Origin of the sequence: Paenibacillus plantiphilus, from assembly GCF_927798095.1 — a bacterium.
Classification (GTDB): Bacteria; Bacillota; Bacilli; order Paenibacillales; family Paenibacillaceae; genus Paenibacillus_Z; species Paenibacillus_Z plantiphilus.
Genome location: NZ_CAKMMF010000017.1, coordinates 71,226 through 82,855, shown reverse-complemented (window position 1 = coordinate 82,855; position 11,630 = coordinate 71,226). Strand labels below are relative to the sequence as shown.

Here is an 11,630-nt window from a genome sequence, read left to right as displayed (position 1 = left end):
TATACTTGCTATTATAACCTGGTACTAAGACTTGGTTACACCTATTATAACTGACTTCGGGGCAAAAAGAAATGTTGCCTATTACCCATGCTGCACCCGTCTATAATTAAAAGGAAATCGCTTTGCCGTCAACCGCAAGCATGGCCTCGCCAATGACTTCGGAGAGTGTCGGATGCGGATGAATAACATGCCCGACCTCCCATGGAGCGGCATCCAGCAGCATGGCAAGCGAAGCCTCCGATATCAGATCAGTCGCATGAGGCCCGATCAGATGGACGCCAAGAACATCATTCGTCGTCTTGTCGGCAATAACTTTGGCGAATCCTTCCGCTTCGCCAATGACAAGCGCTTTTCCAATGGCTTGGAAGGGGATTTTCCCGACCTTCACATCATGCCCCCCTCTGCGGGCTTCATCTTCCGTCAATCCGATTGAAGCAATTTCAGGGCGCGAATAGATGCAGTGCGGAATTCTCGTCGGGCTCGGCGCTTGCTCTTTGCCGCCCAGCAAATGATCAATAGCAATGATGCCCTCATGTGCAGCCGCATGCGCCAGCTGCAGTCCGCCGTTCACATCGCCCACGGCATAAATATGAGGCTCAGTCGTTTGGAAGAAAGCATTTACTCGGATGGCATTGTTCTCGACACGAATATCTGTATTCTCCAGACCGATGCCCTCAACATTTGCCTGACGGCCGACAGAAATGAGCATCCGCTCGGCATCAAGCTTGACGACGCCTTCCTCTGTCTTCGCTTCAATAGAGACTCGTCCATCCTCTGATTGGTACGTGTCCGTCATTAATTCAATGCCTGTGAGAATGCGAACGCCTCTACGGCGCAGCTGCTTCGCAAGCTCAAGTGATGCATCAGCATCTTCGCCGGGAAGCAGTCTGGCTGCTGTCTCGACAAGTGTAACCTCCACACCGAAGTCGACCAGCATCGACGCCCACTCCACGCCGATAACGCCGCCGCCGACGATCAGAATCGATTGGGGCAGCTGCTCCATGACAAGAGCCTCGTCGCTTGTCATAATATGCTGTCCGTCAGGCTCAAGACCTGGCAGTGTGCGTGGACGCGACCCTGTTGCGATTAATAGATTGGTTGGAACAATCGTCTCCATCTCGCCATCCGCAAGCTCAACGGCAACACTGCCGCTGCGCGGTGAGAAGATGGAAGGTCCGATAACTCGCCCGCTTCCATTCATAATCGTAATGTCATGCTTGCGCATCAGATGTTGAAGCCCCTTGTGCAGCTGCTCAACCGTCCCCTCCTTGCGCTGCTGCACCCCTTCGAAATCAAGCGTGACCGCACCCTCTGCTACTTTAATACCGTATGTATTTGCTTTAAGCATCGTTGAATAGACTTCAGCACTGCGCAGGAGCGCTTTGCTGGGAATGCAGCCTTTATGCAAACAAGTGCCCCCAAGCTTCTCCTTCTCTACGATAATGACCTTCTTCCCTGCTTGCGCCGCTCTTATTGCAGCCGTATATCCTGCAATGCCTCCGCCAATTATGGCAATGTCGCATTGAATCGTCATTGATTTTCCCCTCTCACAACAGATAGTATGACAGGCTTCATGATTAGGCTATGAAGCCTCTGCTTGACAGATTTGAATACATCTCCTTTCTATTGTACATTTTTTCGTCGTCTGGATAAACATCTCCTCCAAGCAATTAGACAGCGCAATGACAAAAAGGTATGATAAATAAGTATCTGTTCTTGCCACACAGGAGGATCTGCCAACATGAAACAAATCATCGCACGCTTCATTGCTATTCTACTTCTTGTCATACCTGGCCTTGGGGCTACCTATGGATTTCTTCTAATGAAGGATGCCGTCTTCCATTACTATGCTGCACACGGAGACGAGTTGATCAAGCCTCAATTCGAATGGGGAATGATGATAGGCGGTCTAGTCTTATTTCTGATCGGTGTCGGTTTTATCGGCGGCTGGACCTTCTTCCGGGATCGCAAGCGCAATTATCTGTCGTCACGCTTCCGCGAGAAGAAGCCGCGCCCGCCTCGTCCCGGCGCCCAATAGTCCAGCATATAGCTTGTTAGTTCCGTTCAGCTGGAGGAACACAAGAAGAGGCTGTCTCAACAGCCGATTGCTGCAAGGGGATGCTTGCGACGGCACAAGCACGAAAATCGACAGCTGTCCCCAATACAACACAGGCACAGCCTATTACTTCTACTGCTACGCTGTAAGCAGGAAAAATCGTGTTAACGCAAGAAATGGCAGCACGAAGGACGTTGTAAGCAGGAAAAATCGTGTTATAGCAGCGGATAAGGCTCTCCGGTCGTTTTCTCTGCCACTTTAAACCGAAAAAATCTGCTTACAGCACTCCAAATGAACATCTCGCCAGCGTTAAGCAGAAAAAAACGTCTTAATGCGGACATCGCGCACAATCCCAGGCCGTTTAGCGCTGCATGAAAGTGACCCGATTCAGCTTCATAAGAAAAAGAGGCTTTCCCTCTGTAGTTGGTTGAAACTACTACTGGGACGGCCTCTTCTCATATATCCGAATATCTGCGAATCCCGCTAATTAACGAGTAATAATTTTGTCCACAAGCCCGTAATCCACCGCATCTTGAGCACTCATGAACCGATCACGATCCGAATCCTTTTCAATACGATCCTCCGTTTGGCCGGTATGATGCGCGAGCAGCCGATTAATCTTCTCCCTTGTCTTCAATATCCAGTTGGCGTGGATTTGAATATCGGCAGCTTGCCCCCGCGCTCCGCCCAGCGGCTGATGAATCATCACCTCGCTGCTTGGCAGCGCGAATCTCTTCCCCTTCGTCCCTCCTGCAAGCAGAATGGCCCCGAAGCTGGCGGCTAGGCCCATACAGATCGTTGACACGTCAGAGCGTATGAACTGCATCGTATCATAAATCGCGAACCCTGCAGTAACCGAGCCGCCCGGACTATTGATATAGAGTTGAATGTCCTTCTCCGACTGATCCGCTTCCAGGAAGAGCAATTGCGCAACAATCGAATTCGCCATGTTATCTTCAATTTCACCGTTCACCATAATGATGCGGTCCTTGAGAAGCCTGGAGTAAATATCATAGCTTCGTTCGCCGCGATTCGTCGTTTCGATGACATAAGGAGTCAAATTCATTTTGTAGTCCACCTTTCTCATTACGATGCAAACAGCATCACTGTATGGTGGCAGAAGGCTTCCGTTACCTGCTGCCTGCTGCGACCGGAGGATGATTGCCCCTCGCTTCTACCGATTGCCTGGACCGTGGTCACGCTATCATTCTGAGCCATCGCCAGCTTTATGATTGCCAGAGGGTCATGCTGCCGCAAAGCGCTGAGATAGGCATGGAACAGGCTGGCATCCAGCTCCGCCCTATCTTCGTCCCCTTTATGCAATTGATTACCTTTGCAGGCATCCAGCGCCGCTCTTGCTCGGTTAAGTGCCGCTTTGACCGCACCCTCCGTAGTTTGCAGCCATTCTGCGACCTCAGAGCCTCTATAGCAGCACACATCCCGCAGTAAAAATACCGTTCGCTGCAGCGGCGACAGCTGCTTCGTAATGAGACAGAGCGCTTCCTCCAGTTCAAATCGGTCATAGTTGTCAATTGAAACCGTTTCATCGACAAGCTTGACCGTCACCCGCTCCTTCATACGGCTGTGCCGAATGCCATCCACCCATAAATTTTTGGCGATGCGAAGCACATAAGCTGTTGGATTCGGATGGGGACAGCTACCACTGATTACGGGTAATGCCCGCAAAAAAGCCTCCTGTACAAGGTCCTCAGCATCCCAGATTGATTCCGTCAGCGTGAGGCAAAATTTATACAGAGCCGCTCTAATCATCTCTGTGCCTTCACCATTGCTTATCAAAGCGTCCACCTCCAAGCTGCAGCCTGCTTGCTGCATATAGTAAACGAATCATACGATGCAAAGGATACGCTTTGCTGCGCTCCATTCCTTCACACGTGGTATTTTACATTATATTGTAATATTTCGTTAAAGGATGATAAAATTAAAAAATCATTATAATTTCGAAACTATGCAGCATGAAAGGATTTTTTATATGAAACTCATCATAGCTGTTGCTTTGGCTGCTTCACTTCTTACGAGCTGCTCCCAAACGGACGAAACAGACAATCGAGATCAGAATTATTTCCACATTATGCAGTTGATCGATCAAGGGCAATTGAAGCAGGCACAACCGAAATTAATTGAGCTGCCGGATGATTATAAAGAATCCCGCATATTGAAAATATATGTGGATACAAAGCTGGCGTTCGAAGCAGCAGCTTCCGCCAACTATGCCAATTATGCTCCGACATTGACGTTATTCAAGGCACTGCCAAGTAATTATGAAGGCACGTATCAGGATTTAATTAGCCAGCTCTACATAGATTTGCAAGCGACGATCGGCGAGCTGGAGCTGCAGCAGATTGCCGCCTACGTTAAAGAACGCAAATTTCTGGAAGCAAAAAACGTCATCAATTCCTCCATTTTCGAGGATGCCGCATATCCTATCATCTCGCAATATCTCGAAATAGCAGGGTATAAGCCTGATTATGCAAACCGCATAAAAATTAATAAAGCGCTGTTTGTAAATATCCCCGAGGATTACAAAGGAGTATTTTCCAAAGAAATAAACGAATTGCGTCAAAAGGCTATAGACTATATTGTTCAAACGATAAAAGATAAAAAGTATATAAAAGTGAGGGAAGACACCATAATTATCGGGGCTTCCAAGGACATTACAAACCCAACCTACAACGCCCTTCAAAACTATGCAGCGGCAAAATATTTTGAAGAGGAGCAGTCGGAAGAAGCAATAATACTATCAATTGCACGAATTGAAGCAAATTATGACGGGCCATTTGCTGCCGAAATTAAAAGCATTCAAAAGAAATATCGTTCCGATGTGAATAAAATCAGGGAACAAGAGAATCGCTTCCGCAATATGGAGATCATTAAGAAAGATGATCCTCAAATCGGCATGACAGCCCAAGAAGTTGAGAACTCCACATGGGGCGCTCCTGATCGTATTCATACAACGGAGAGCAAATATGGAACAAGGGAGCAATGGGCTTACGATAATCGAGGATATATCTACTTTGAAGACGGTGTTGTATCGACAATACGTTCTCGAACGAAATGAGTACAATGACAATTCTAAAAACACCACTCCCTACTGGTCATTATGCAACCAATATACGAGTGGTGTTTTCTATTTGAAACTGAAAAGCGTTATTGACTAATCTCACTTCGCTTGAAATTGTAGCGCGTGTTATTGATTATTATTACGGAAATCTAATTTTGTCTGAACAACCCCGCCCGCAGCTTATCCGCAACCATCGCTAAGAATTCGCTATTCGTCGGTTTCGACTTGCTACTTGACGTAGGCACTTCGAATCGCTCACGTCTGTATCTATCGTTGATTATCGTCGTCTATCGCTCGTGAAAACACGTTGTCGATCCGACTAAGTCTTGTCTACTGATACGGTAAACAATTCCTCTACGTTAATACCGAGGGCACGCGCTATAGCGAACATATGGGCGGCTTCGTGGCGCGAATTACTATCAAAACGCGATATTGAGCCTTGTGGAACGCCGGACAGCGCTGATAACGTCATTTGCGTCATGGCACGTTCTTTTAAGATTTCGCTTAAACGCGGATTAACCGATATCTTCACATAAAACACCTCCGAAAAAATTATACGATATTGCATGTTTTGTTGTCTAAAAAAGAACCATTTTAATAAACGAGTCTTCCCTATTTTTCATTTTTATTTACTGCGTTCGCTCACGCCTAAATGCGACTTCAATCCGTCCTGCAACACGCGAGAGAAGTTAACGTTATTTTCGACAGCCAGCTCATCAAGCCATTTAGGAATCGTCAGCGTTTTCTTAACGGCCCTTTCCGCCATGTCATCACGGAAGGGCGGCATCCAAACTTCGAAGAGTACGACGGTCTGATTGGCGGCTGCTTCAACGTCTAGGGATCGCGTAGGCTGCGGTATCTCATCGCCGTCACGTTCCATGCCGTAATTTATTCCTCGATGAGAGTCGAACGGGTCATAAATTTCAAGAATATTGTGCCATAAAGAGCGTGAAAAACCGCTACACATAACGAAAAGCCCCGTACAGAACCGTAATGGTTCCGTAAAGGGCTTTCATATAGTCTCTGTTGCCAATCTATCTTACACACTGTCTATTCATACTACGCAAATATCCGATAAATGCATGCATAGAAACGGAGGTGAAGACGTAAAAACCCTTCGCAATGGCAATGTAAAAGTTTATCGGAACGGTGACGCGACCCTAACCGTAAATTCACCGTTTCAACGACCGTGCAGGAGCCGAAAACCTGCGTCCCGCTACTTTCAGCTCACCTTATGCTCAATTCTCAGCTTATCCGCCACCATCGCGATAAATTCGCTATTCGTCGGCTTCGACTTGCTAATATTGATCGTATAGCCAAACAAGTGCGAGATGCTGTCAATGTTACCACGTGTCCAGGCGACTTCGATTGCGTGGCGAATGGCGCGTTCGACGCGGGATGGTGTTGTCTTGAACTTCTCAGCGATTGCAGGATAAAGCGTCTTCGTAATCGCCCCGAGAATTTCGATGTTGTTATACACCATCGTAATCGCTTCGCGCAAGTACTGGTAGCCCTTAATATGGGCCGGCACGCCAATTTCATGTATGATACTTGTAATATTCGCATCCAGATTCTTGCCCTTCACAATAGGCACTACATTCGATTTAATAATAGACGACGATGTCGAGGAATAAGAAGATGAAGAGGATGACAGCACATTGGAATTCCCTACCAACTGGCGAATGCGATTAGCCAAAATCTCCATATCAAACGGCTTCAATATGTAGTAAGACGCACCGAGCTGAACCGCTTTTTGTGTAATATTCTCTTGACCGAATGCTGTAAGCATAATAATCTTCGGCATCGGAGACAAATTCATTTCGCGCAAACGCTCCAGAACTCCAAGACCATCCAAATGCGGCATAATAATATCCAGAATAAGAACGTCAGGCATGTCGCTCGTCTCTTCGAGCAAACGGAGTACTTCTTCACCATTGTAAGCTACGCCGGTTACTACCATATCGTTTTGTTCTGAAATGTACTCCGACAACAGATTCGTGAACTCCCTGTTATCATCCGCTAATAAAACTTCAATTCTTTGCAAAGTCTTATCCTCCTTAGTAAAAATCCATTTCATTCTTATATCGCATTCCGTCTATCCTTCATGTCTAACATACATTTTCGACATCCCAAACCAAATTCCTTCTGTCGAATAATATTTTTCTTTATTTTTTTATCCATTTGTTTTATAATGAATATTTTACTACATGTAACCTCATTTTTCGTACTCATTCGACAAAATACCTTCATAATGCCTTCATAAAAAAGAAAAATCCGAAGGAGGCATTATGCCGCCTTTGGATTCAATCCTGCTGATTTTAGAAGCACACCTGCATCCTGCAGCATCCATTCAATGAAACATCCATAACCCGATGTGGGATCATTGACGAATACATGGGTCACCGCTCCAATTAGTTTCCCGTTCTGAATTATTGGACTGCCAGACATACCTTGTACAATTCCGCCTGTCTGTTCTATTAATCTGGAATCGGTGATTTTGATTACCATTCCTTTAGTTGCTGGTGAGGATTGTCTCGTAACATGGACGATCTCTACATTGAATCGCTCCACCTTCTGTCCATTAACGACAGTTAACAGCTGTGCAGGGCCTTCCTTCACTTCTTCTGCAAATGCCACTGGAACAGATTGTTCATTGTAGCTATGGTTGGGCAGCTCCTTCATTTTACCGAAAATGCCGAAGGGCGTGTTCTTCTCGATATTGCCAAGAACTTTGCTCTCCTTGATGAAATGTGCTCGTTTCTCGCCTGGTTCCCCGCTTTGGCTCTTATTGATGGAGGTTACATTGGATTGTAAAATTTGCCCCTCGCCCACTTCGATCGGTGTTTGTGTATCCATGTCAGTGATGACATGTCCTAAAGCACCGTAAACGCCTTGATCCGGGGCATAGAAGGTCAACGTACCAACACCCGCCGCAGAGTCGCGAATATAGAGTCCAAGCCTCCACGCGCGATCTTCCACATCATAAACAGGACTAAGCTTCGTCTCGAATAAATGAGAGCCGCGCTTAACAGTTAGATGAAGGGGCTGCTTCGTTCCTCCAGCGCTTTCAGCCAATTCTGCCACCTTTTGAACCTCATTGATGTGATTTCCATTAATACGAACGATCAAATCGCCTAATTGCAGCTTCGCACTCTCGCCTGGTGATACCTTCAACCCTTTTCCATTAACGACCTGATGATGACCTACAATCATAATACCGGCTGATTTCACCTTTACCCCGATTGTCTGTCCGCCAGGAATGACGCGCAGATCGGGAACGACGTTTACCTTAACCGTCTTGAAAGGGATAGCACCGAATAATTTCAACTTCATCGTCGTTTCACCGCTATGACTGGATTGGAGAGATAGCGGTTTATTCAAATTGACTGAGAAGGAACGATCGTTTGAACCATTAACACTTAACATCTGTGGATCAACTGTCACCTGCGCATGAACAGGCATGCCGTAGTCTAATTGCTTCAACTGCCCGGTGAACAAACGAAGCTCGTTTGGAAAGGAGGCATAATGTTGAAAGGGGGAGGACAGACCGAGCATGCAAACGATGATTACGAGAAGAAGACCAAGCCACCGCTTTCGCTGATTGGCATTCAATGACTTCACACTCCCTGTTAACAATCGCTTGACGAGATGTGTTGTTCGCCAATTGCGTACCTTTAAGGTATCCCTGCCCCCGCAGTTTTATGTCGCCAAAAACATTCCCTGAAACCCTTACATTACGCCCCCTTCAGTCTGAAAGCCAAGTCAAGCATTTCCTGTGCATGATGGCGAGTTTTTTCCGTTACTTCGACACCGCCAAGCATTCGAGCCAATTCCTCGATACGCGAGACGTCCGCAAGCTCAGTTACATGTGTAGAGGTCCGTTCAGCGACAATCGTCTTGTTAATCTCATAATGATGATCAGCCATGCAGGCCACCTGCGGCAAATGAGTAATCGAGAATACTTGGCATTGTCTGGAAAGTCGGGACATCTTCTCAGCTATCGCCTGAGCGGCTCGTCCGCTTACACCTGTATCGACTTCATCGAAAACAAGCACAGGCACCCGATCGATGGAAGCAAATATCGCTTTGAGCGCCAGCATAATTCGTGACATCTCACCACCTGATGCAATCTTGTTCAATGGCTTCAGCGGTTCCCCAGGATTAGGCGCCAGCATGAATGCTGCTTCATCAATTCCATTCTGCAGAAGCCGATGCCGCTCATTCTCGGCTTGCTGACGCAGCTCAACACGGAACGTCGTGCGCTCCATCCCAAGCTGTCTCAGCTCCGCTTCAATTGCGATTGCAAGCCGATCACCAGCCTCACGTCGAAGATGGGACAGCTGCCCGCCTATGCTGATGGCCTGCTCATACAATTCAGCACCTTGTTCACGCAACCTGCCAACATGCTCGTCTCGATTCTCGATCCGATCTGCTTCTGTTTCAATCCTGTTCAAATAGGACAAAATATCGGGTATCGTCTCGCCATACTTTCGCTTCAAGCTGTGCATTAAGTCTAATCTATCCTCTATTATTGCCAGGCGCTCGGGATCAGACTCCACGCCATCACGATAATCCCTTATCTGAAATGCTGCATCCTCAAGACCGTAGTAAGCCGTTTGAAGCTGCTCCAGAACGGGACCGATGACAGCCGGGTCGAATTCCCGTATATCTTCAATTCGGGATATCGCGCGGCTGACCGCATCCAACCCTTTGCCGCCGAACAGCTGAGAATAAGCCTCTGACGCACTGTCGCGACGCTTAACAGCATACATAAGCTTCTGCTTCTCCTCGGCCAATGCCTCATCCTCATCAGGAACAAGCTTTGCAGCAGCGATCTCTTCAATCTGAAAACGGTACAGGTCCAGCATCTGCATATTCTGCCGCGATGTATCCTCCAGCTCTCTAAGCTGCTGGCGAACCTGCTCGTAGCGGCTATATACCGATTTATATTGCTCCAGCACTTCAGAAACTTGAGCGCCTGCGTAAAGATCAAGCCATTCCAGATGCTTCTCTGTTCGGAATAACGATTGATGTTCATGCTGCCCATGTATATTCACGAGGCATTCGCCTGCTTCACGAAGCATGGACATCGTAACGATATGGCCGTTAACACGACTTACGCTCTTGCCCTGCGCAGATAGCTCGCGTCTGATAACCAATCCCTCTTCGGGCATCGCTTCGATACCGAATGCATGTAATGTAGCCCAGACCGGATGATTAGAAGGGAGCTCGAACATCGCTTCGATTTCCGCTTTGACGCATCCGTAGCGAACCATATCAGATGATCCTCTGCCGCCGACAACAAGACTAAGCGCATCGATTAATATCGATTTACCGGCTCCAGTCTCACCCGTCAGAACATGGAAGCCTTCGTGGAAACGGACGGTAACCGATTCAATAACAGCCAAATTGCGAATAGACAACTCCCGAAGCATGAACGTAATCCCCCTTTATATTTTGCATCCAGTCATACGATTAATTCATAAACGCAAGCAATCGATCAACCAGCTGTCCACTCTGCGTCTTCGTCCGGCAAATAATAAGAATCGTGTCATCGCCGCAGATCGTCCCCATCACTTCGCTCCATTCCATATTATCAATCATCGCGCCAATCGCATTGGCCGTTCCCGGCAAGCTCTTCAGGACGACTAAATTATCCGTGTAGTCAATATGTACGAAATGATCGGCTAATGTGCGGCGCAGCTTATGAATCGGATTCGTGCGTACCTCCTGCGGCAAGGAATATTTGTACCGGCCATCCTCCACCGTTACTTTAATAAGCTGAAGCTCCTTGATATCACGAGATATCGTCGCCTGCGTAACCTGAAATCCGGCTAAACGCAGCGCATCAACAAGCTCGTCCTGAGTTTCTACAATTTGACCGGATATTATTTCTCGAATTTTCATATGACGAACGCTCTTCATGTTATCCTCCTCGAATCATTGCCAGCTATCTATCCTAAACGAAATGTAATCGTACGAATTGTCCGTTCCTTCCCATCAACAAACAGTATTCCTTCGCTCTCCGGCATAAGCAATGCGTACACCAGCAGACGGTCGCGAACACCGCTTCCGGTCCAATCCATCGGCATTCGGTCGCGTGCCGTCTTCACGATATAATGCTTGCCGCCCTTCTCAGCTATAAGATCAATAAATAATCGACTTTGCAGCGTCTGTCCATCCAGCTTGATCGTAATGGGAAGTCGGTACTTGCCATATGTCACTTCATACCCTCTTTGCTCCAAAAATCTGACGTTCTCATCATCCTCGCGTACTTCTTCCGCATTGCTAAGCAACACTCTGGAATTCATACTCGGCGGTTCATGCAGCCAGCGGTAGAAAAGTCTATACAACCAGTAGACAATTAGGCTCCCAGCAACGAACATAACAAGCCAGTCACCATACTTTCCCATTCAATCCCCCCTCACCGACGAATACATATATCCCTATTCATTCGCGACGAAGGCGGAGTTTTCCTCTATCTCGATACCGAAC

The 11,630-nt window shown here is 47.2% G+C and carries 12 protein-coding genes; 2 read left to right on the top strand and 10 right to left on the bottom strand.

What is annotated here, in order from left to right:
* Nucleotides 1-106 precede the first annotated feature (106 nt).
* Nucleotides 107-1,534 carry a dihydrolipoyl dehydrogenase gene (lpdA, locus tag L6H65_RS15745; protein WP_236343548.1) on the bottom strand — a complete coding sequence of 476 codons (1,428 nt, stop codon included), beginning with the start codon at nt 1,532-1,534 and terminating at the stop codon, nt 107-109.
* Nucleotides 1,535-1,741: 207 nt separating this feature from the next.
* On the opposite strand from lpdA, the gene L6H65_RS15740 reads away from it, so the two are divergent.
* Nucleotides 1,742-2,038, top strand: a complete 297-nt coding sequence (locus L6H65_RS15740) for a DUF2627 domain-containing protein (protein WP_236343547.1) — start codon at nt 1,742-1,744, stop codon at nt 2,036-2,038.
* A gap of 505 nt (nt 2,039-2,543) precedes the next feature.
* Here the strand turns inward: L6H65_RS15740 and clpP are convergent.
* Both clpP and L6H65_RS15730 read right to left on the bottom strand, forming a co-directional pair.
* Nucleotides 2,544-3,122 carry an ATP-dependent Clp endopeptidase proteolytic subunit ClpP gene (gene clpP / locus L6H65_RS15735; RefSeq protein ID WP_236343546.1) on the bottom strand — a complete coding sequence of 193 codons (579 nt, stop codon included), beginning with the start codon at nt 3,120-3,122 and terminating at the stop codon, nt 2,544-2,546.
* Nucleotides 3,123-3,142: 20 nt separating this feature from the next.
* On the bottom strand, nt 3,143-3,853 hold the full coding sequence (locus tag L6H65_RS15730; RefSeq protein WP_236343545.1) for an RNA polymerase sigma factor: 711 nt from the start codon (nt 3,851-3,853) through the stop codon (nt 3,143-3,145).
* Between the two features lie 193 nt (nt 3,854-4,046).
* Between L6H65_RS15730 and L6H65_RS15725 the strand changes: the two genes are divergently transcribed.
* Nucleotides 4,047-5,132, top strand: a complete 1,086-nt coding sequence (locus L6H65_RS15725) for a hypothetical protein (protein WP_236343544.1) — start codon at nt 4,047-4,049, stop codon at nt 5,130-5,132.
* A 322-nt stretch (nt 5,133-5,454) separates the two neighbouring features.
* Here the strand turns inward: L6H65_RS15725 and L6H65_RS15720 are convergent, their stop codons facing one another.
* From L6H65_RS15720 to L6H65_RS15690, 7 genes are all read right to left on the bottom strand, one after another.
* Entirely contained in the window at nt 5,455-5,667 is a 213-nt protein-coding gene (locus L6H65_RS15720) for a helix-turn-helix domain-containing protein (RefSeq protein WP_236343543.1), read from the bottom strand.
* A 93-nt stretch (nt 5,668-5,760) separates the two neighbouring features.
* Nucleotides 5,761-6,102: a hypothetical protein gene (locus tag L6H65_RS15715; RefSeq protein WP_236343542.1), complete on the bottom strand. Its 342-nt coding sequence runs from the start codon at nt 6,100-6,102 to the stop codon at nt 5,761-5,763.
* Nucleotides 6,103-6,357: 255 nt separating this feature from the next.
* Nucleotides 6,358-7,179, bottom strand: a complete 822-nt coding sequence (gene spo0A / locus L6H65_RS15710) for a sporulation transcription factor Spo0A (protein WP_236343541.1) — start codon at nt 7,177-7,179, stop codon at nt 6,358-6,360.
* A 242-nt stretch (nt 7,180-7,421) separates the two neighbouring features.
* Nucleotides 7,422-8,747: a SpoIVB peptidase gene (spoIVB, locus tag L6H65_RS15705; protein ID WP_236343540.1), complete on the bottom strand. Its 1,326-nt coding sequence runs from the start codon at nt 8,745-8,747 to the stop codon at nt 7,422-7,424.
* Between the two features lie 122 nt (nt 8,748-8,869).
* Nucleotides 8,870-10,570, bottom strand: coding sequence for a DNA repair protein RecN (gene recN / locus L6H65_RS15700; RefSeq protein WP_236343539.1), 1,701 nt, complete (start codon nt 10,568-10,570; stop codon nt 8,870-8,872).
* 40 nt (nt 10,571-10,610) lie between these two features.
* Complete coding sequence (ahrC, locus tag L6H65_RS15695) at nt 10,611-11,060, bottom strand: transcriptional regulator AhrC/ArgR (RefSeq protein WP_236343538.1); 450 nt, start codon at nt 11,058-11,060, stop codon at nt 10,611-10,613.
* Between the two features lie 29 nt (nt 11,061-11,089).
* Nucleotides 11,090-11,548, bottom strand: a complete 459-nt coding sequence (locus tag L6H65_RS15690; RefSeq protein ID WP_236343537.1) for a hypothetical protein — start codon at nt 11,546-11,548, stop codon at nt 11,090-11,092.
* Nucleotides 11,549-11,630: the final 82 nt, after the last annotated feature.